The 18,853-nt window shown below is 60.4% G+C and carries 19 protein-coding genes and 2 tRNA genes; 6 read left to right on the top strand and 15 right to left on the bottom strand.

The features are described from left to right. Nucleotides 1–174: 174 nt before the first annotated feature. Nucleotides 175–1,431, bottom strand: a complete 1,257-nt coding sequence (gene rho, locus ACUXV1_RS11685) for a transcription termination factor Rho (RefSeq protein ID WP_043591613.1) — start codon at nucleotides 1,429–1,431, stop codon at nucleotides 175–177. Nucleotides 1,432–1,554: 123 nt separating this feature from the next. Then, nucleotides 1,555–1,881, bottom strand: coding sequence for a thioredoxin TrxA (gene trxA, locus ACUXV1_RS11680; protein WP_039755088.1), 327 nt, complete (start codon nucleotides 1,879–1,881; stop codon nucleotides 1,555–1,557). Between the two features lie 226 nt (nucleotides 1,882–2,107). Between trxA and fabI the strand changes: the two genes are divergently transcribed. After that, nucleotides 2,108–2,896 carry an enoyl-ACP reductase FabI gene (fabI, locus tag ACUXV1_RS11675; RefSeq protein WP_043591772.1) on the top strand — a complete coding sequence of 263 codons (789 nt, stop codon included), beginning with the start codon at nucleotides 2,108–2,110 and terminating at the stop codon, nucleotides 2,894–2,896. Between the two features lie 257 nt (nucleotides 2,897–3,153). Here the strand turns inward: fabI and ACUXV1_RS11670 are convergent, their stop codons facing one another. Continuing rightward, nucleotides 3,154–3,549 (bottom strand): nuclear transport factor 2 family protein, encoded by a 396-nt coding sequence (locus tag ACUXV1_RS11670; protein ID WP_194426720.1) that lies wholly within the window; start codon nucleotides 3,547–3,549, stop codon nucleotides 3,154–3,156. Nucleotides 3,550–3,943: 394 nt separating this feature from the next. On the opposite strand from ACUXV1_RS11670, the gene ACUXV1_RS11665 reads away from it, so the two are divergent. Further along, complete coding sequence (locus tag ACUXV1_RS11665; RefSeq protein ID WP_446015469.1) at nucleotides 3,944–4,699, top strand: AraC family transcriptional regulator; 756 nt, start codon at nucleotides 3,944–3,946, stop codon at nucleotides 4,697–4,699. 133 nt (nucleotides 4,700–4,832) lie between these two features. Here the strand turns inward: ACUXV1_RS11665 and ACUXV1_RS11660 are convergent, their stop codons facing one another. Then, nucleotides 4,833–6,236 (bottom strand): NAD(P)/FAD-dependent oxidoreductase, encoded by a 1,404-nt coding sequence (locus ACUXV1_RS11660; protein WP_446015468.1) that lies wholly within the window; start codon nucleotides 6,234–6,236, stop codon nucleotides 4,833–4,835. Between the two features lie 153 nt (nucleotides 6,237–6,389). Here ACUXV1_RS11660 and ACUXV1_RS11655 point away from each other — a divergent pair, with 153 nt between their 5' ends. Continuing rightward, nucleotides 6,390–6,956, top strand: coding sequence for a GNAT family N-acetyltransferase (locus tag ACUXV1_RS11655; RefSeq protein ID WP_446015467.1), 567 nt, complete (start codon nucleotides 6,390–6,392; stop codon nucleotides 6,954–6,956). 150 nt (nucleotides 6,957–7,106) lie between these two features. Beyond that, nucleotides 7,107–8,696, top strand: coding sequence for a hypothetical protein (locus ACUXV1_RS11650; RefSeq protein ID WP_446015466.1), 1,590 nt, complete (start codon nucleotides 7,107–7,109; stop codon nucleotides 8,694–8,696). A 33-nt stretch (nucleotides 8,697–8,729) separates the two neighbouring features. On the opposite strand, the gene ACUXV1_RS11645 is transcribed toward ACUXV1_RS11650, so the two are convergent. The 11 genes from ACUXV1_RS11645 to ACUXV1_RS11595 all read right to left on the bottom strand — a co-directional run bounded on the left by ACUXV1_RS11645 (nucleotide 8,730) and on the right by ACUXV1_RS11595 (nucleotide 17,083). Beyond that, the gene (locus ACUXV1_RS11645; RefSeq protein WP_043633807.1) at nucleotides 8,730–9,029 is read right to left on the bottom strand and encodes a putative quinol monooxygenase; all 300 of its coding nucleotides are present in this window, start codon (nucleotides 9,027–9,029) and stop codon (nucleotides 8,730–8,732) included. 264 nt (nucleotides 9,030–9,293) lie between these two features. Beyond that, a tRNA-Pro gene (locus tag ACUXV1_RS11640) sits at nucleotides 9,294–9,370 on the bottom strand. 30 nt (nucleotides 9,371–9,400) lie between these two features. Further along, nucleotides 9,401–9,754: a MerR family transcriptional regulator gene (locus tag ACUXV1_RS11635; protein ID WP_019103244.1), complete on the bottom strand. Its 354-nt coding sequence runs from the start codon at nucleotides 9,752–9,754 to the stop codon at nucleotides 9,401–9,403. Further along, the gene (locus ACUXV1_RS11630) at nucleotides 9,735–10,037 is read right to left on the bottom strand and encodes an integration host factor subunit alpha (RefSeq protein WP_019103243.1); all 303 of its coding nucleotides are present in this window, start codon (nucleotides 10,035–10,037) and stop codon (nucleotides 9,735–9,737) included. Before ACUXV1_RS11630 ends, ACUXV1_RS11635 begins: the two co-directional genes overlap by 20 nt. A 75-nt stretch (nucleotides 10,038–10,112) precedes the next feature. After that, nucleotides 10,113–12,470, bottom strand: a complete 2,358-nt coding sequence (gene pheT, locus ACUXV1_RS11625) for a phenylalanine--tRNA ligase subunit beta (protein ID WP_446015465.1) — start codon at nucleotides 12,468–12,470, stop codon at nucleotides 10,113–10,115. 21 nt (nucleotides 12,471–12,491) lie between these two features. Further along, the gene (gene pheS / locus ACUXV1_RS11620; RefSeq protein WP_043633812.1) at nucleotides 12,492–13,475 is read right to left on the bottom strand and encodes a phenylalanine--tRNA ligase subunit alpha; all 984 of its coding nucleotides are present in this window, start codon (nucleotides 13,473–13,475) and stop codon (nucleotides 12,492–12,494) included. Between the two features lie 152 nt (nucleotides 13,476–13,627). Then, the gene (rplT, locus tag ACUXV1_RS11615) at nucleotides 13,628–13,987 is read right to left on the bottom strand and encodes a 50S ribosomal protein L20 (RefSeq protein WP_019103240.1); all 360 of its coding nucleotides are present in this window, start codon (nucleotides 13,985–13,987) and stop codon (nucleotides 13,628–13,630) included. Between the two features lie 12 nt (nucleotides 13,988–13,999). Further along, nucleotides 14,000–14,197 carry a 50S ribosomal protein L35 gene (gene rpmI, locus ACUXV1_RS11610; protein ID WP_019103239.1) on the bottom strand — a complete coding sequence of 66 codons (198 nt, stop codon included), beginning with the start codon at nucleotides 14,195–14,197 and terminating at the stop codon, nucleotides 14,000–14,002. Between the two features lie 167 nt (nucleotides 14,198–14,364). Then, on the bottom strand, nucleotides 14,365–14,889 hold the full coding sequence (gene infC, locus ACUXV1_RS11605; protein ID WP_081556240.1) for a translation initiation factor IF-3: 525 nt from the start codon (nucleotides 14,887–14,889) through the stop codon (nucleotides 14,365–14,367). Between the two features lie 41 nt (nucleotides 14,890–14,930). After that, nucleotides 14,931–16,832, bottom strand: coding sequence for a threonine--tRNA ligase (thrS, locus tag ACUXV1_RS11600; protein WP_446015464.1), 1,902 nt, complete (start codon nucleotides 16,830–16,832; stop codon nucleotides 14,931–14,933). Between the two features lie 174 nt (nucleotides 16,833–17,006). After that, a tRNA-Val gene (locus tag ACUXV1_RS11595) sits at nucleotides 17,007–17,083 on the bottom strand. A 160-nt stretch (nucleotides 17,084–17,243) separates the two neighbouring features. On the opposite strand from ACUXV1_RS11595, the gene tgt reads away from it, so the two are divergent. After that, nucleotides 17,244–18,359, top strand: a complete 1,116-nt coding sequence (gene tgt / locus ACUXV1_RS11590) for a tRNA guanosine(34) transglycosylase Tgt (protein WP_019103236.1) — start codon at nucleotides 17,244–17,246, stop codon at nucleotides 18,357–18,359. Between the two features lie 129 nt (nucleotides 18,360–18,488). After that, nucleotides 18,489–18,815: a preprotein translocase subunit YajC gene (yajC, locus tag ACUXV1_RS11585; RefSeq protein ID WP_043633815.1), complete on the top strand. Its 327-nt coding sequence runs from the start codon at nucleotides 18,489–18,491 to the stop codon at nucleotides 18,813–18,815. Nucleotides 18,816–18,853: the final 38 nt, after the last annotated feature.

Genomic DNA, 18,853 nt, shown 5'->3' with positions numbered 1-18,853 from the left:
TGGCTGAGCATTTCTGCTTGAAACACTCTTAGAGTCTGTTCTTCATCTGCTGCGCTTCGTGATACGCCCCACGGTGAGTACCGCTTCGAAATGCTCATGTACCACATGACCATTCCGCTTTCTCAGCGGTTTTCGCCTTGTCTCGCTCTTGCTCGCTAGATTTTGAACTGGCTCTTAGCGGCGCATCGAGTCGAAGAACTGCTGGTTCGACTTGGTGGCCTTGATCTTGTCCTGCAGGAATTCCATCGCTTCCAGATCGTCCATCGGGTAGAGCAACTTGCGCAGCACCCAGATCCGCTGCAACTGATCCTGCGGAATCAGCAGTTCTTCGCGGCGAGTGCCTGAGCGGTTGATGTTCAGCGCCGGGAAAATGCGCTTCTCCGCCATGCGGCGCTCCAGATGGATTTCGCTGTTGCCGGTGCCCTTGAATTCTTCGTAGATCACATCGTCCATGCGGCTGCCGGTATCAATCAGCGCGGTGGCGATGATGGTCAGGCTGCCGCCCTCTTCCACATTACGCGCAGCGCCGAAGAAACGCTTGGGGCGCTGCAGCGCGTTGGCGTCCACGCCGCCGGTCAGCACCTTGCCGGAAGCCGGCACCACGGTGTTGTAGGCGCGAGCCAGGCGGGTAATGGAATCCAGCAGAATCACCACGTCCTTCTTGTGCTCCACCAGGCGCTTGGCCTTCTCGATCACCATCTCGGCCACTTGCACGTGGCGGGTGGCGGGCTCGTCGAAGGTGGAAGACACCACCTCGCCCTTGACCGAACGCTGCATCTCGGTCACTTCTTCCGGACGCTCGTCGATCAACAGCACGATCAGCACCGCTTCCGGATGGTTGGCGGTGATGGCGTGAGCGATGTGCTGCAGCATCACGGTCTTGCCGGACTTCGGCGGGGCCACCAGCAGGCCGCGCTGACCCTTGCCGATCGGCGAGATCAGATCAATGATGCGGCCAGTGATGTTCTCTTCGGCGCGGATGTCGCGCTCCAGCTTGAATTGCTCGGTGGGAAACAGCGGCGTCAGATTCTCGAACAGAATCTTATGCTTGGAGTTTTCCGGCGCTTCGCCGTTGACCTTGTCCACCTTGACCAGCGCGAAATAGCGCTCGCCGTCCTTCGGAGTGCGGATCTCGCCTTCGATCGAATCGCCGGTATGCAGGTTGAAGCGACGAATCTGCGACGGGCTGACATAGATGTCGTCCGGGCCGGCCAGATAGGAGGTGTCTGGGCTGCGCAGGAAACCAAAACCGTCCGGCAGCACTTCCAGGGTACCTTCGCCGAAAATGCTCTCGCCTTTTTTGGCCTGGTTTTTCAGCAAGGCGAAAATCAAGTCCTGCTTGCGCAGTCGATTGGCCCCGTCGATCTCGTTGGAAATGGCCATTTCAACGAGCTCGGAAACATGAAGATGTTTTAGATCAGATAAGTGCATAGCAGCCGTAGGTCGACTCGGTAACGATTTAGCGGAACGCTGAATTCGGAGGGTGGCGTAAAAATGGAACGGGCAACGCGTCAATCGCTACCCGTTTTGAGATTTTGCTGGAGAATAGACGCTTTACAGTTGGCTGTCAATGAAGGCGGTCAACTGGCTCTTGGCCAGCGCGCCCACCTTGGTGGCGGCAACCTGGCCGTCTTTGAAAATCATCAGCGTCGGGATGCCGCGAATGCCGAATTTCGGCGGCGTCAGTTCGTTTTGGTCGATGTTCAGCTTGACTACTTTCAGGCGGCCTTCGTATTCCTTGGCCACTTCGTCCAGGATGGGAGCGATCATCTTGCACGGACCACACCACTCGGCCCAGTAATCGACCAGCACCGGCAGGTCGGCTTTCAGAACATCGGTATCGAAACTGTCATCGCTTACGTGGTGGATGAGATCGCTCATGGTTTCCTCGCTAAATATTTTGGTGGTGCATCTACTGCAATTGATGTGTGATGGTAGCAAGCGCGGAGTGCCGGAGCAACCGGAAATCCGGAGCGCGCCGCCGGGTTCGCGCTTCACTCTTCCCTTATATACCACCTGGAACCACTTGGCCTGGCCGACAATGCCGCTGCTGAAACCTCCAGGCTTCGGTATAATGCGCAGCTGTTTATTCCGAGAAGGACTCCAAATGGGCTTTCTGCAAGGCAAAAAGATTCTGATTACCGGCATGATCTCCAACCGCTCCATCGCTTACGGCATTGCCCAGGCCTGTCATCGCGAAGGCGCGGAACTGGCGTTCACCTATGTGGTGGACAAGCTGGAAGACCGCGTGCGCGAAATGGCCGCGGATTTCGGTTCCAAGCTGGTTTTCCGCTGCGACGTGCAGAATGACGAAGAAATCAATAAATTGTTCGCTGATCTCGGCAAGGAATGGGACGGTCTGGACGGTTTGGTGCACGCCATCGCCTTTGCCCCGCGCGAATCGCTGGAAGGCGACTTTTTGGATGCGCTGAGCCGCGAAGCCTTCCAGACCGCGCACGACGTGTCCGCCTATAGTTTCCCGGCGCTGGCCAAGGCCGCGCGCCCGATGATGCAAGGCCGCAACGCCGCTCTGCTGACCCTGTCCTACTTGGGCGCGGTGCGAGCCATCCCGAATTACAACGTGATGGGCCTGGCCAAAGCCAGCCTGGAAGCTTCGGTGCGCTTCATGGCCGCCAGCCTGGGCAAGGACGGCATCCGCGTCAACGGCATTTCCGCGGGCCCGATCAAGACCCTGGCCGCCGCCGGCATTTCCGGCTTCTCCAAACTGCTGGCCATGGCTGCCGGACAGTCCTGTCTGCGCCGTAACGTCACCACCGAGGAAGTGGGCAATACCGCCGCTTTCCTGTTGTCCAATCTGTCCTCCGGCATTACCGGCGAAATCACTTATGTCGACGCCGGCTTCAGCATCAACTCGCTGAACGTTCCGGAAGCCTGATTCAATCGCCGCCATATCGAAATGGACCCGTCGGGTCCATTTTTTTATCCTCGCCGATAAACCGCCACACCGTCATTTGCTCCAAGATTAATCTCATTGAAAATAGATGAGCGGAGCGATATTGCATTCAAAACAATGTGGCTGATATTCAAGGGACGCCAACGCCTGATTATAAAGTCATGCGGCCAAGTCACATTGAATATCGATGATACGCTTCGCAATGGGCCAAGCCGTCATAAACCCGGCCCAATCTGTCGTCAGCAACGAGAACCCAGATCTCTATCCTCTGCCGCCCCGCCCAGCATATGGGTTAGTTCATCGCAGGCGCGCACCATGCCGTCGCGTACACGGAACTCGGCGATGACCAGCATCCGTACCTGACCGCCGGCCCGCTTGTCCGCGGTAACCAAATGACGGGTGAACAGCCGCTCTCCCTGCTCCGCCCAGCTCAGGATTTCAAGGCCGACCCGGCTGCACTCCCGCTTCAAATGGCGCAAATGCCTGACGAAAGCGGGGTAATCCAGATTGCGGCCGTCCGCCTGCTGCCGGTAGTCCGGATGCACCAGTCGGGCCAAGCGGCTTTCGTCTAACTCCGGGCTCAGCAATGCGCATTCGAATAGTTCCCTCACCACAGTGATCGCGGTGTCTTGCATAGTTTTGCTCCTTAGTACCGGTTTACGATCTGCCTCGCGTAGACGATGCGGCGTTGAAACCAGCATTCAAAATGCTCATGCACCACCTGTACATTCCGCTTTCTCAGCCGTTTTCGCCTTGTCTCGCTGGGTCGTAAACACATTCTTAGAGTGGCTAACAAAACTCAGTTTCACGGCTGAGGCAAGGCGCGCCGACGCAGACAGTACATTGAGTACGGCAAGTCCGGACAACGCAGCATCAGGGGTTTTGTTAGCCGCTCTTAGTTAGTAGGGACAGATGTCGATAAAGGGCGACGCGGCCCATGCCTCGCCGCCACCGTGGCCAGTATCACGCCCCGCGGCGGCGGCGCGTTATCGTTATAATGCCTACGGATAGCTCAAACAGGCCAAGACCATGCTGATCGCCGCCAACCGCATCCATCACCACGCCGCCGACCCCGACGCCTGGCACAGCCATGACAGCGGCCAGCTGAGCTTGCTGCGCCACGGCGTGCTAAGCATCGCCACCGACGACGGCCGGCTCTGGCTGCCGCCCGGCCACTTGGTCTGGATTCCTCCCGGCGTGCGCCATGCCTCGCATCGTCACGGCCTGATAGACGGCATCAGCCTCCGCCTTGCCGCAGCGGCCTGCGACCGGCTTCCCGCCTACGCGCAAGCCATCGCCTGCGATGCGCTGCTCCCTGCCATCATGCGGCGCGCGCTGGACTTCGCCGTTCCGCCTCTTCCCAGAGAACAGCGGCTGCTGGAGGTCTTGCTGGACGAATTGGAGCAATGTCCATCCTTGAACCTGAGCCTGCCGCTGCCGCAAGACCGGCGCGCGCGCCGCGTCGCCGACGCCTTGACGGAAGCGCCCGATGACCCCCGCTCGCGCGACGACTGGGCGCAATGGGCTGGCCTCAGCGGGCGCAGCCTGAGCCGCCTGTTTCCAGAACAAACCGGGCTCAGCTTCCAGGCCTGGCGCCGCCGGTTGCGGCTATTGAAGTCCCTGGAATATTTATCGGCCGGCCAAGCCGTCGGCGTCGCGGCCTGGCGCTGCGGCTACGACAGCCCCAGCGCCTTCATCGCCGCCTTCCGCCAGGCCTTCGGCCACACGCCAACCCAGTTATTGGGCTGGTCCGCGGACGCCTTCAGCGAAAACTCAGGCTCTTGAACCCACTGAACAGCCCAGCCAACGCCTCGATCAACAACCCACCCTGAGAGCCTGTTCCACGATCTCGCGAGCAAAGGCGAGACCACAAGAAGTGCGTCGCGACATGAGCGGCGGCCATATCGCATGCCCGCCTTCAAGCCAGCAGCGACTCCAGCGCCGCGGCCAACTTGCCCGCGCTCCGCCGAGCCCATGCGGGCGCGGAGCCTCCGGCGCACAGCTTCTCCTCCAGCGCGTAGGCGCTGCGCACCAGATGATAGCCAAGCCATGGAACCGGTTCCGGAGCCCAACGGCGCACCTGCTCCAAACGCCCTTCAGACATGACCCAGGGCATGGAGGTCAAATCGCCGTCTCGCTCCAGGATCAATTCCGCCAGCGTGCGCCCCATCAAGTTAGACGCCCCCACGCCCTCGCCGCCGTAACCGCCGGCCATGGCGATGCCGGCCCGCCGGTCATACAGCGCATAGGGCGTGAAAGCGCGCGCCACGCCCAAGGTGCCGCCCCAGCGGTACTCAATCTCCGTAGCGCCCAGCGCCGGCAACAATTGACGCAGCAGACGCTCGCGCCAAGCGAACTCATCGCTGCCCGGATCAAAGTTCCATCGTTCACGGCCGCCCAGCCGGTAGCCCCCGCGCGCGCCAAACACCAGGCGGCCGTCCGCGCTGCGTTGCCCGTAAGTCACCATCCGGCTCAAATCGCCGAAAGCCTGACGATCAGCCAGGCCAATCTCATCCCATTGAGCAGACGACAACGGCTCAGTGGCCAACAGCAGGCTCTGCACCGGCAGCAGACAACGCGCCAAGCGGGAAAACTGCCCGGCCGCGCCTTCCAGCGCCGGCACGATGACGTCGGCGCGCAACTCGCAGCCGTCCAACCCCGCCACGCCCGGAGCGAGCCGGCGCACCGGGCTGCGCTCATGAATCCGCACCCCCAGCCGCGCCGCGGCCCGCGCAAGGCCTTGCGCCAGCCTGGCCGGCTGAATCACCGCGCAATGCGGCGAGAACACCCCGCCGCGCACATCGCGCGCACCCAACTGCTCTTGTGCCTCTTTGCGGTCCAGCCATCGAAAGTCGGCTTCGCCGTGCCCCGCCCGTCGCAACTCCCGCAGCCAGTTCCGTCCCATTGCCTCCTGCTCCGGATAGCGCGCCGCCGCGTACAACACCCCGCCATGGGCAAAGTCGCAATCGATGCGCTCCCGCGCCAAGATCTCGGCCACCTCGTCGACAATGCCGAACAACCGCCGCCGCGCTTGTTCACGCCGCTCGCCGTCCAGCCTGAGCAAATGGGCATCCTGATTGGCCAGCCCTCCGATCAGCCAGCCTCCGTTGCGCCCAGACGCGCCATAGCCGCAAGTTTCGGCTTCCAGCACCGCCACATCCAGCTTCGGCGCCATGCGCTTGAGGTAGTAAGCCGTCCAAAGGCCGGTATAGCCGCCGCCGATTACCGCCACATCGCAGTGCGCCGATTGCGTCAACGGCGGCCAATGCGGCTCGGCGGGGCTTTGATCCAGCCATAGACAGGCTTGAGTCAGTGAGGACATGCGCTCTCCTTGTTGCGGCCAACCGGCTAAGAACCTGTTTACGATATCGCGAGCAAGGGCGAGATCGTAAACAGGTTCTTAGGCTCGGCCGTGTCGCCAACGCTGTTATCATGAAGGTCGACCATACCCGTCCATTGCGAGAAGAACCAGCTTATGGAAATTCTGATTTTTCCCGAAGCGGAAGTGCCCGCCGAACTACGCATGCAAGTTCTCGAGCTGCAAAACCTGGCCTGGCCTGGCGAACCGCCAACCCGCCCCGACCCCATCCACGATCCCGCGCTACGGCCGCTGTCGCTGTTGCTGGTGGAGAACCTTCGGGTGCTGTCGGCGCTGGACATCCTCAGCAAGCAGCTAAGCCATGCGGACGAGGACTTCCAGGCCAGCGGCATCAGCTGCATGGTCACTCAGCCCGAGGATCGCAGCCGCGGCTTGGGGCGATTGCTCGCCGCCTCCGCTCGCGAAACCATGCAAGCCAACGGCGCAGATCTCGGCATCTTCACTTGCGACCGTCCCCTGCGGCGCTTTTACCAAGGTTGCGGCTGGAGCGAACTGCCTGGCGCCGTCTTGATCGGCGGCACGCCGGCCTCGCCGTTTCCCAGCAGCCAATTCGACAAAGCGACGATGGCCGGCTTTTTCAGCGACAAGGCCAAGCAAATGGCCGCGCGCTTCGAGCATTGCGAGATTGCGCTCTACCCGGGGGATATCGACAAGCTTTGGTGAACCGCGTGACGCCGTCGGGCCGAAGCCAACGAGTATCCGGCGCGATCAAAACACCAATGCGGAGCGGTAGAATCACTCCTTCCGCGACAAACGCCAGCCTCAGCCCCTACCGGCGCTCTGTTCCGCCAATCCGCAAGCGACCCAGCCACCATGATCGAAACGCCCGACATCATCGAAATCGAGTTATCCGCGCCCTACCGAGTCCAGGGCGAAGCCGCCCGCGGTCAGTCCGTTTGGCTGTTGGCCCGTCTCTGGCATGCCTACCATTTTGGCGACGGCTCGGTGTCCGCCGCCGCCTTGCGGCTCGGCTTCCCTGGCCAAAACAATATCCGCATGCTGATCTCGCGCGCTTTCGCCGATTTCGCGCGCTGGGGCGTGCAAGCGGGCTGGGGAGCCGCTCACGGCCAGCCCATCTCCACCCTGCCGTTGAACGGGCGCAGCCGCGGTCCATTCTGGCTGACGGCCGACATGGCCTCGCGACTGCGTTTCAGCGCCGGCGGTGTAGAGGTGGAGCGGGATTGGCTGGAACACTTTCTGGGCCTGCGCAGGGAGCGGCCGGAAAACCCGGCCGGCGATCTGTCCTACCTGATGCGCGACATGCGCTTCTGGCAGCAGATGGCGCAGGCGATCCGCGATGAATACGACGGTTTCGGACGCCGCCCCAGCCGTCAGGTAGCGGAATCCTTCCACGTTGCGCGCCAGTTCGCCGACGACGATTTTCAACAGGCGCTGGCTTTGATGAAGGAAAGCCTGGCCTGGCGCCGCAGCGCCCAGTTGGACGGCAGCCGCAGCGCGCTGAAACGGCTAGACCGAGTGCTGGACGCCGGCAGCATGCATCACGCCCACCCTACTTTCGCCGCCATGGCTTGCATCGTCAGAGCCTGGGAACGCTACACGCATGGCGATGCCGAAGCGGCTCAGACCATGCTGGAGCATCTGCAAACCTCGCCGGAGCTGCAACCGGTATTCCGCTACAACCCGCGGGTACGCTTCGAATGTCTGAATCTGATGGCGCTGTTGCACAAGCACGCCGCCACCAGCGGCGCGGGCATAGCGCGCCAGCAAGGCCAGGCCGGCGCGGCTCTGCAAGCGCTGAGCGGCGCGCTGGAGGCGGCTTACGAGGCGGATTCGATCGACGCCGCCCAACATGTGGCCGCCAATATCGGTTGGTGCTTGTGGCTGTTCTGGCAGCAAGGTTTGATCGACCCGGAACGAGAACAGCAGGTGAGCGCGGTGCAACTGCAAGCAATGCGCTGGCTTGGCCTATCCGAATGGATTTGCGACCGTTTCGGCTACGGCAGCGGCTCCGCCTGGAACCTGATCTTCATCCTGCGCATCGCACGCGGCAACTGTCCGCCGCCGCGCTCGCGCAGCTTGGCCGCTTTCCGCGCACAACAGCCGCTGGCGCTGGAAACCGCCATCGCCGCCCTGCATCCCTTGCACGCCTCCTTGTCCCCGGCCAAGGGCTTTAGCCGCTGGTCCTCTGCGGCGGTCCTTGCTCTGGACGAGCAGATAGCCGGCAACGCCGCCTTCCCGCCCTTGCAACAAGCCAATCTATTGCTGGAGGCCGCATGGTTTCTGCTGCATGAGCAGGGGGCCGGACGGGAAGCCGCCGACGCGCTCTCCCGCCTCCAAGCCTTGCTTCCCTCCTTGCGCCGCAGCGAGCGCAGCTTTTTTAACGGAGAGTTGCAACGGCTGCCCATAGAAGCGCCGCTAGCCGAGCCCTGCCCAAAAAAATAGCCGGCAAAGCCGGCTGAACACGGTTAGGCCGGTCTAGACCGGGTTCAACACATGCACGGACAGTCCGGCCACCGCGCCCTCGGTCGCGGCGATGAAGCCCCGCAGCGCCGGCGCGTCCAGATGCCGATCCAGCGCGGCCTTGCTTGCCCATTTTTCCATTACCACCAAACTGTCCGCCCCAAACGGCTGCGGAGAATCCGCATGGTCCAGAGCCGGGCCGTATTCAATGCAACCCTCTTCCTCGCGCACCAGGGGCACGATCGCATTCAGCTCTTGCAAGATTACGGCGCGCTGCCCCGGTTTGGCGGTAATCACGGCAACTACATGCAACATGGCAATCCTTACATAAAGTCGACGACACGCCGCCGCGCGCATTCGCGGCGGCCACTGAAATAGGGCAAGCGCCAAGACAAATGGTTCGGCTCCGCCTCAAGCGATAAAAACATATAGACGGAATGACCGGCTGAGTTAGGCCGATTCGTTGCGCCTAACCTGCCGAGTTTGATGTTACTGGAGGAATTTCTAAATTTCGGAGGGGAAAATAAAAAAAGCTCTGCAAATGCAGAGCTTTAAATATTTGATACTTTTGGAATTCTTTGGTCGGGGCGAGAAGATTCGAACTTCCGACCCCCTGCACCCCATGCAGGTGCGCTACCAGGCTGCGCTACGCCCCGACTCGAGAGAAACGTATTCTAAACTGCTTTTTAATTTTTGCCAAGCCCTGAATCGAGCCATTCTAAAATCGCCTCCAACTCGGTTCTCACCTCCTGGGCCGTTGCCGGGCGCACTTCCTGGCCGTCCGCGCCCAATCGCTGGCGGGCTCCGTGAATGGTAAAACCATCGTCATATAACAAACCGCGAATGCGTCTGACCAATAACACTTCGTGATGTTGGTAGTAGCGGCGGTTGCCACGGCGCTTCACCTGACGCAGCTGGGAAAACTCCTGCTCCCAATAGCGCAGCACATGCGGCTTGACGCCGGTGAGCTCGCTCACTTCGCTGATGGTGAAGTAACGCTTGGACGGTATCGACGGCAGATCAGCCTTGCTTGTTGGCATGGAATTGCTCGACCATTCCCTTGAGTTTCTGACTAGCATGGAACGTTACCACACGTCGCGCGGTGATGGGAATCTCTTCCCCGGTCTTGGGGTTGCGACCCGGACGCTGCGGCTTGTCGCGCAACTGGAAATTACCGAAACCGGATAATTTGACGGAATCTCCGGACTCCAAGGCCTGGCGAATTTCTTCAAAAAACGATTCAACCATGTCCTTGGCTTCACGCTTGTTCAGACCCACTTGATCAAACAGCATGTCGGCCAGCTCAGCCTTGGTCAAAGTCATGTCACCCTCTCACACATCAATATTTCTAATCATTCAAAAGCCCGCCGACAAGCCGGCGGGCTCCACGCCTTGGGCTCAGCGCAGCTGAGCGCCCAGCTCGGCGGCAACGCCGTCCAGCAGGGCTTTAAGCGCCGGCTCCACATCTTCGTCGGTCAGCGTGCGGCTATTGTCCTGCAACATCACGCGGAAGGCCAGACTCTTCTTGCCTTCTTCCACGCCTTTGCCGCGATAAACGTCAAACAAAGCCACTTCGCTGACAATGGCGGCGCCGTGCTTGGCGAAGCAGGCCAGCAATTGCTCCGTTTCCACCGCCTCGTCCACCACCAGCGCCAGATCGCGGCGCACCGCCTGGAACTTGCTCACCGGTTGCGCCTTGATAGGCTGCCGAGCTTCCACAGCGGCCAGATCCAATTCAAACAACACCGGAGCGCTGGACAAATCATATTGCTGCGCCCACTTGGGATGCAGTTCGCCAATCACGCCCACCGCCAGGCCATTCACCAGCACCTCGGCGCAGCGGCCCGGATGGAAGGCCGGGTGCTCTGCCTTGCGGAAGCTGGCTTGCTGCGGATGCAGCAGGGCTTCGACATCGGCTTTGACATCGAAGAAGTCGACTCGCTCCGCCTTGACCCCCCACTGCTCGGGCAAGCGCGGCCCCCAGGCGAGGCCGGCCACTTTTTCCGGCTGGTCGAACCAGTCGGCGGATTTCTTGAATACGCGCGCCACTTCGAACACGCGCACGCGCGGCTGCTTGCGGTTGATGTTGCCGACCAACACGTCCACCAAGCCGCCGATCAAGGTAGAGCGCATCACGCTCATCTGCGAGGCGATCGGATTGATCAGGCGCACTGGCTGCTCGTTGGCGGCGAAATCACGCTCCCAGGCTTCGTCGACGAAGGCGTAGCTGACGATTTCCTGATAGTCGCGGGCCGCCAGCAGATGGCGGATTTGATCGCGCGGCCGCAGCTCTTCCCGCTGCGCCAGCATGCGCATGCCGGAACGCGGCGCGTCTGCAGGAATCGCGTCGTAGCCGTAAACCCGCGCCACCTCCTCGATCAAATCTTCCTCAATCGCGATGTCGAAGCGGAAAGACGGCGCCTCCACGGTGAAAACCTCGCCATCCAGGCGGTGAGTCAAACCCAGCCGGCCCAGAATTTCACCGATCTGTTCGCTGCTCAGCGTCACGCCCAACAGCTTGGCGCAACGCGACACGCGCAGCTTGACCTCGCCGCGGCGCGGCAACTCGGCCACGGCTTCCACCACCGGACCCGGTTGCCCCCCGCAGATGTCCAACACCAGGCGGGTGGCGCGCTCCATCGCATCGCGCTGTAGCTGGAAGTCCACGCCGCGCTCGTAACGGAAAGAGGAATCCGAACCGAAACCCAGCTCGCGCGCTTTGCCGGCAATCGCTTCCGGAGCAAAGAAAGCGCTTTCCAGGAAGATGTCTGTGCTGCCGGTGGTCACGCCGCTGTGCTCGCCGCCCATGATGCCGGCGATGGCCAGTGCTTTGCTCTGGTCCGAGATCACCATGTAATCGGGATTGAGCTTGACGGTTTTTTCGTTCAAGCACAGCAGTTCTTCGCCGTCCTTGGCCATGCGCACGACGATGCCGCCGTCCAGCTTGGCCAGGTCGAAGGCGTGCATGGGCTGACCTTGTTCCAGCAATACATAGTTGGTGATGTCGACCACGGCGGAAATCGAACGCAAGCCCGCGCGTTCCAGACGGCGACGCATCCATTCCGGCGTGGCGGCGGCGGCGTTGACGCCCTTGACCACGCGCCCCAGGTAACGACCGCAACCCGATTTAGCGTCGATGCTCACCGACAGCGCATCGTCGATGACCGGCGCCACGGCGGGAATGACCACCGCCGCGAGTTCTGCGCCGGTCAGCGCCGCCACTTCGCGGGCGATGCCGCGAATGGACAGACAATCGGCTCGGTTGGGGGTGATTTTCAGCGTGAACAGCTGGTCGTCCAGGCCCAGGTAGTCGCGAATGCTCTGTCCCGTCGGCGCATCGGCCGGCAGCACCAGCAGGCCGTCGGCCTCGTCCGGCACGCCAAGCTCCTTGCCGGAACACAGCATGCCGTTGGATTCGACGCCGCGCATTTTGGTCGGCTTGATCTTGAAATCACCGGGCAGAGCGGCGCCGGGCAAGGCGCAAGGCACCTTCAGGCCCACGGCGACATTGGGCGCGCCGCAGACGATCTGCACCAGTTCGCCCGTCCCCACGTCCACCTTGGTCACGCGCAGGCGGTCGGCGTTTTCATGCTTGGCCACTTCCTTGACTTCAGCCACCACCACCCCGCTGAAGGCCGGCGCGGCGGCGTTGACTTCCTCCACCTCCAAACCCGCCATGGTCAGCAGGTAGGACAGTTCGTCGGTGCTCAGCGACGGATTAACCCAGCTTCTCAGCCATTGTTCGGAAAATTGCATAGTATTCGGCTCCGTACGCGATCAGTTGAACTGTCTCAGGAAGTTGAGGTCGTTCTCGAAGAACAGCCGCAGGTCGTTGACGCCGTAGCGCAACATGGCGAAGCGGTCGAGACCGATGCCGAAGGCGAAGCCGGTGTACTTCTCCGGGTCGATGTTGACATTGCGCAACACATTGGGGTGCACCATGCCGCAACCGCCCACTTCCAGCCAACCACGCTCGCCCAGCACATCGATTTCCGCCGACGGTTCAGTGAAGGGGAAGAAGGACGGACGGAAGCGCACTTGCAGGTCGTCGCGTTCAAAGAAACGACGTAGAAAATCGGTCACCACCGCCTTGAGATCGGCGAAGGACACGCCCTCTTCCACCCACAAGCCTTCCATCTGGTGGAACATCGGCGAATGGGTGGCGTCGGAGTCGACGCGATATACGCGGCCCGGAGCCACGATCTTGATGGGCGGCTGATTGCTCATCATGAAGCGCGCCTGGATCGGGCTGGTATGCGTGCGCAGCACGTCGCCGCCTTCCACGTAGAAGGTGTCGGCCATCGCGCGCGCGGGATGGTTTTCCGGGATGTTCAGCGCTTGGAAATTATAGAAATCGGTTTCGATCTCCGGACCGTCCGCCACTTCGAAACCCATGGTGCGGAACAGGCCGGCGATGCGCTCCAAAGTCAGCGCCACCGGATGCAAGCCGCCGCCGTTGCTGCCGCGCCCTGGGAGGGTCACGTCCAGCGCCTCGGCGGCCAGTTGCGCCTCCAGCTTGGCGGCGTTCATTTGATCAAGGCGCTGTTTGTGCGCGGCCTCAAAAGCCTGCTTGGCCACGTTAATGGTGGCGCCGGCGGCCTTGCGCTCTTCAGCGGGCAGCTTGCCCAGCTGCTTCAGGAGTTCGGTCAACTCGCCGCTCTTGCCCAGATAGCGGGCCTTGACCTGCTCCAGTTCAACGAGATCGGCCGCCGCGGCTACCGCGGTCAGGCCGGATTGGAGAATCGCGTCAACGTTGTTCATCGTGTTCCACACCGTATGCGAAAGAAAGCTGGCCACACGCGCCCCAGAATCCGAGCGAGTCTGGCCAACCGTCTTGATCTTGAATCATGCTCGCGGCTTGGCCGCATTAAAAAAAGGGAGGCATGTGCCTCCCTTTTGATCCGTCCGGGCGATTAAGCAGCGAGGCTTGCTTTCGCCTTTTCGACGATCTGTGCAAAAGCCGGCTTGTCGAACACGGCCAGGTCGGCCAGGACCTTGCGGTCGATTTCGATAGAGGCTTTTTTCAGGCCGTTCATGAATTTGCTGTACGGCAGGCCGTTTTCACGAGCAGCTGCGTTGATACGAGCAATCCACAGTTGACGGAACTGACGCTTTTTCTGACGACGGTCGCGGTAAGCGTACTGACCAGCTTTCATCACCGCCTGTTTGGCGATGCGATAGACGTTCTTCCGGCGGCCGCGATAGCCTTTCGCCAGTGCGAGGATTTTCTTGTGACGAGCACGAGCGGTTACACCGCGTTTTACGCGTGGCATATCTTAGTCTCCTTAAGCGTAGGGCATCATTGCGCGAACAGAGGCCATGTTGGTGCTATCTACCATGGTAGTGCCACGCAGTTGGCGCTTGTTCTTGGTGGTTTTTTTGGTCAGGATGTGACGCTTGAACGCGTAAGAGCGCTTTACACCACCATTGCCCAGTACTTTGAGACGCTTTTTCGCGCTCGACTTGGTTTTCATTTTCGGCATGGACTGCTCCTGCTGAATTTTGATTAGATTAGACGCGAGGTGGTTGCCAGACGGATCTGGAAACGCTTGAAAAACCATCGTGTCACGCTTTTGGGCAGATCGTTGCCGACCTACAAAATCAACACGGCAGAGCGAACCCTGCCGTGTCGATTTGATGATTATACCGATTATTTCTTCTTCGGCGCAATCATCATGACCATCTGGCGGCCTTCGAGCTTGGGAAACTGCTCAACAACCGCAATTTCGGACAAGTCGGCTTCGACTCGCTTAAGCAATTCCAAACCGATGTTCTGGTGGGCCATCTCACGACCGCGGAAGCGCAGGGTGACCTTGGCCTTGTCGCCGTCAGCCAGGAATCGGGTCAAGTTGCGCAACTTGACGTTGTAGTCGCCGTCGTCGGTACCCGGACGGAACTTGATTTCCTTGATCTGAACCTGTTTCTGCTTCTGCTTGGCTTCGTGACGCTTCTTGGACTGCTCGTACTTGTACTTGCCGTAGTCCATCAGCTTGCATACCGGAGGCTGCGCGGTTGGGGAGATTTCCACCAAATCCACGTCACCTTCCTCCGCCAGCGCCATTGCCTCACGCAGACTGACAACACCAATCTGCTCACCTTCTTTACCTACCAGACGAATTTCACGGGCGGTAATCTCGCCGTTGATCCGTGCTTCGCGTTCCTGAGCTATAGCCAAATCTCCTATTAATCTAAACTCAATGCCTGCCGCCGCCGGAATCAGGCCTCAGGCATCTCAGCCTTGAGGCGCGCAATGAGCGCATCCAGCGTAAGCTGCCCCAGGTCTTCCCCGCGGGAGCGTACGGCAACCAACTCGCCAGCCTTCTCCTTGTCGCCGACGATAATCTGGTACGGCAACTTTTGCAGGCTGTGCTCGCGAATTTTATAGCCGATCTTCTCGTTTCTCAAGTCAAGATCAACGCGGAAGCCTTGTTCGCGCAGTTTCGCGGCCACATCGGCCACGTATTCGGCCTGTGCTTCGGTGATATTCATCACCACCATTTGCACCGGAGCCAGCCACAACGGGAAGGCGCCGGCATGGTTTTCGATCAGGATGCCGAGGAAACGCTCCAGCGAACCCAGCGCAGCGCGATGCAGCATCACCGGGCGCTTGCGGCTGTTGTCGTCGGCCACGTATTCGGCGTCCAGACGCTCCGGCAGCATGAAGTCCAACTGCAGGGTGCCGCACTGCCAGGAGCGGCCCAGCGCGTCCTTGATATGATATTCGATCTTGGGACCGTAGAACGCCCCCTCGCCCGGCAACTCCTCCCACTCCACACCGCAGGCGCGCAGCGCTTCGCGCATGCCTTCTTCAGCCTTGTCCCAGGTTTCTTCGGCGCCGATGCGTTTTTCCGGACGCAGCGCCAGCTTGATCGCCACCTTGTCAAAGCCGAAGCGCTCGTACACTTCCATCACCAGGCGATGGAAATCCTTGGCCTCTTGGTTGATCTGATCTTCGGTACAGAAGATGTGACCGTCGTCCTGCACAAAGCCGCGCACGCGCATGATGCCGTGCAGCGCGCCGGAGGGCTCGTTGCGGTGGCAGGAGCCGAACTCCGCATAACGCAGCGGCAGGTCGCGATAGGAACGCAGGCCACTGTTGAATACTTGCACATGGCCGGGGCAATTCATCGGCTTGACCGCGTAGTCGCGCTTTTCCGACTCCGTGATGAACATGTTTTCGCGGTAGTTGGCGGCATGACCGGAACGCTCCCACAGATGAGCGTCCATCATCATCGGGGTGCGGATTTCCTTATAACCTTCGCGGTTCAACTTGTCGCGCATGTATTGCTCGACGCTCTGCCACAACTGCCAGCCCTTGGGGTGCCAGAACACCATGCCCGGCGCCTCGTCCTGCAGGTGGAACAGGTCCAACTGCACGCCCAGTTTGCGATGATCGCGCTTTTCCGCCTCTTCCAGCATGTAGAGATAGGCGTCCAGGTCTTCCTTCTTGGCCCAGGCGGTGCCGTAAACCCGCTGCAGCATTTCATTCTTGCTGTCGCCGCGCCAGTAAGCGCCGGCCACCTTCATCAGCTTGAACACTTTGAGCTTGCCGGTGGACGGCACGTGCGGGCCGCGACACAGATCGGTGAATTCGCCCTCGCGATACAGGCTCAACACCTCGCCTTGCGGGATGGACTCAATGATCTCGGCCTTATAGGCCTCGCCTATGCTCTTGAAGTAGGCAATGGCCTCATCGCGCGGCAGCTCGTAGCGCTCCACCGGAATGTCCTTTTTCGCCAGCTCGGCCATTTTCTTTTCGATGGCGGCCAAGTCTTCCGGCGTAAACGGGCGCTTGTAGGCGAAGTCGTAGTAGAAACCGTTCTCAATCTCCGGCCCGATGGTGACCTGAGCCTCCGGGAACAGTTCCTTGACGGCATAGGCCAGCAAGTGAGCGGTGGAGTGACGAATAATGGACAGACCGTCCGCATCCTTATCGGTGATGATGGCCAGATCGGCGTTGCGAGCGATGGTGTGGGAAGTATCCACCAGCACGCCATCGACGCGGCCGGCCAGCGCCGCGCGCGCCAACCCGGCGCCGATGGACGCAGCCACTTCATGAACCGTCACCGGTTTATCGAACGAACGGATCGAGCCGTCCGGCAAGCGAATGTCTGGCATGTCAACTCCAACAAGGCGAGAGAGAAATTTTTAGAAAGCGAAGGATAAAAAAAAAGTGCGGCCTGAGCCGCACTTTTTTTGCATGGAACAACCCGCAAGGCTCAGCTAGCGTGAGTATGTCGGGTTGTGGTAGTTCGCAAGTTGTACACTTGTAACGCTCCATGCGTTTGAATTTGGTAGGCACGATTGGACTCGAACCAACGACCCCCACCATGTCAAGGTGGTGCTCTAACCAGCTGAGCTACGTGCCTGTCGTCGAGCTGCGAATACTAAACAAGCCCACCCGTCTTGGCAAGCGTTTTTTTCATCGACCTCAAGGGGAAAATGGGAACAAAGCCCCAGCGGACGCGGCTTACGGTATACTAGCCGGCTGATTTTGCTAAACAAACATACCAGAGCAATCCCCGAATCATGCTGAAGTTTACCGTACATAAAACCTCCGGCGGCGCGCGGCGCGGCACGCTGGAGCTGAACCACGGCACCGTGGAGACGCCGGTGTTCCAGCCGGTGGGCACTTACGGCTCGGTCAAGGCGATGAGCCCGGTCGAGTTGAACGACATCGGCGCCCAGATCATCCTGGGCAACACCTTCCACTTGTGGCTGCGCCCGGGTCTGGAGATCGTCGAACAGTTCGGCGGCCTGCACGAATTCATCGGCTGGGACAAGCCCATCCTCACCGACTCCGGCGGCTTTCAGGTATTCAGCCTGTCCGATATGCGCAAGCTGACCGAGGAAGGCTGCACTTTCCAAAGCCCGATCAATGGCGACAAGCTGTTTCTGAGCCCGGAAATCTCGATGAAGATTCAAACCGTGCTCAACTCAGACATCGTAATGCAGCTGGACGAATGCACGCCGGGCCAGGTGGACCACGCCACCGCGCAGAAGTCTCTGCAGATGAGCTTGCGCTGGGCCGAGCGCTCCCGCCGCGCCTTCGACGATCTGAAAAACCCCAACGCGCTGTTCGGCATCGTTCAGGGGAACCTATATACCGATTTGCGCCAGGAGTCGCTGGAAGGCCTGATGCAGGTGGGCTTCGACGGCATCGCCATCGGCGGCCTGTCGGTGGGCGAGCCCAAACCGGAAATGTACCGGATGCTGACCGAGCTGAAGGACATGCTGCCGGCGGAAAAGCCCCATTACCTGATGGGCGTGGGCACGCCGGAGGACCTGGTGCACGGCGTGGCCAACGGCGTGGACATGTTCGATTGCGTAATGCCAACCCGCAACGCGCGAAACGGCTGGATCTTTACCCAGTGGGGCGATGTCAAAATCAAGAACGCGCGCTACAAGGACGACAAGCGCCCGCTGGATGAAGAGTGCGAGTGCTACGCCTGCCGCAACTTCAGCCGCGCCTACCTGCACCACCTGCACCGCGTAGGCGAAATTCTGGGCGCCCGCCTCAACACCATCCACAACCTGCACTATTACCAGGAATTGATGCGCCAGATGCGCCGCGCTATCGAGGAAGACCGTTTCGAGGACTTCCGCCTGGAGTTCGCCGCCAAGCGCGCCCGCGGCGTCAACTAAGGAACCACTCGCTGTCTCGGTCTGTCACAGGCCTGACCGTTGCAAGCATTGGAAAAAGCGGACCAGCATGGCTACAATGGTCCGTTTATTTTGACCAGCCATAACAAATATATCTAAGGGAGTAGTTTGATGTCCTTTATCAGCCCCGCCTTCGCCAACACCGGCGCCGCAGTAGGAGGTTTCGATCTGATGGGTTTCCTGCCGATGATCGCCATCTTCGTGCTGTTCTGGTTCCTGATGGTTCGCCCTCAGCAGAAGCGCATGAAAGAGCATCAGAAGATGCTGTCGGAAATTCAGAAGGGCGATGAAGTCGCCACCCAAGGCGGCATCGTTGGCCGCGTAGCCAAGATCGGTGAACAATTCCTGACCCTGGAAATCGCCAACGGCGTGGAAATTACCGTTCAGCGCGGCTCGGTTTCCGCCAAGCTGGAAAAAGGCACGCTGAAGTCGCTTTAAGGATTCAGCCGACGGCCACCGCAGCGCGCTGCCGGTGG

The organism is Chromobacterium sp. W521 (genome assembly GCF_052805975.1).
The sequence above is the reverse complement of the archived record's forward strand: the minus strand, read 5'-3'. Positions and strand labels throughout refer to the sequence as shown.

Excerpts from the sequence above, each read along its gene's own strand:
- rho (WP_043591613.1), bottom strand. The coding sequence starts at position 1,431 with ATGCACTTATCTGATCTAAAACATCTTCATGTTTCCGAGCTCGTTGAA.
- trxA (WP_039755088.1), bottom strand. The coding sequence starts at position 1,881 with ATGAGCGATCTCATCCACCACGTAAGCGATGACAGTTTCGATACCGAT.
- fabI (WP_043591772.1), top strand. The coding sequence starts at position 2,108 with ATGGGCTTTCTGCAAGGCAAAAAGATTCTGATTACCGGCATGATCTCC.
- ACUXV1_RS11670 (WP_194426720.1), bottom strand. The coding sequence starts at position 3,549 with ATGCAAGACACCGCGATCACTGTGGTGAGGGAACTATTCGAATGCGCA.
- ACUXV1_RS11665 (WP_446015469.1), top strand. The coding sequence starts at position 3,944 with ATGCTGATCGCCGCCAACCGCATCCATCACCACGCCGCCGACCCCGAC.
- ACUXV1_RS11660 (WP_446015468.1), bottom strand. The coding sequence starts at position 6,236 with ATGTCCTCACTGACTCAAGCCTGTCTATGGCTGGATCAAAGCCCCGCC.
- ACUXV1_RS11655 (WP_446015467.1), top strand. The coding sequence starts at position 6,390 with ATGGAAATTCTGATTTTTCCCGAAGCGGAAGTGCCCGCCGAACTACGC.
- ACUXV1_RS11650 (WP_446015466.1), top strand. The coding sequence starts at position 7,107 with ATGATCGAAACGCCCGACATCATCGAAATCGAGTTATCCGCGCCCTAC.
- ACUXV1_RS11645 (WP_043633807.1), bottom strand. The coding sequence starts at position 9,029 with ATGTTGCATGTAGTTGCCGTGATTACCGCCAAACCGGGGCAGCGCGCC.
- ACUXV1_RS11635 (WP_019103244.1), bottom strand. The coding sequence starts at position 9,754 with ATGCCAACAAGCAAGGCTGATCTGCCGTCGATACCGTCCAAGCGTTAC.
- ACUXV1_RS11630 (WP_019103243.1), bottom strand. The coding sequence starts at position 10,037 with ATGACTTTGACCAAGGCTGAGCTGGCCGACATGCTGTTTGATCAAGTG.
- pheT (WP_446015465.1), bottom strand. The coding sequence starts at position 12,470 with ATGCAATTTTCCGAACAATGGCTGAGAAGCTGGGTTAATCCGTCGCTG.
- pheS (WP_043633812.1), bottom strand. The coding sequence starts at position 13,475 with ATGAACAACGTTGACGCGATTCTCCAATCCGGCCTGACCGCGGTAGCC.
- rplT (WP_019103240.1), bottom strand. The coding sequence starts at position 13,987 with ATGCCACGCGTAAAACGCGGTGTAACCGCTCGTGCTCGTCACAAGAAA.
- rpmI (WP_019103239.1), bottom strand. The coding sequence starts at position 14,197 with ATGCCGAAAATGAAAACCAAGTCGAGCGCGAAAAAGCGTCTCAAAGTA.
- thrS (WP_446015464.1), bottom strand. The coding sequence starts at position 16,832 with ATGCCAGACATTCGCTTGCCGGACGGCTCGATCCGTTCGTTCGATAAA.
- tgt (WP_019103236.1), top strand. The coding sequence starts at position 17,244 with ATGCTGAAGTTTACCGTACATAAAACCTCCGGCGGCGCGCGGCGCGGC.
- yajC (WP_043633815.1), top strand. The coding sequence starts at position 18,489 with ATGTCCTTTATCAGCCCCGCCTTCGCCAACACCGGCGCCGCAGTAGGA.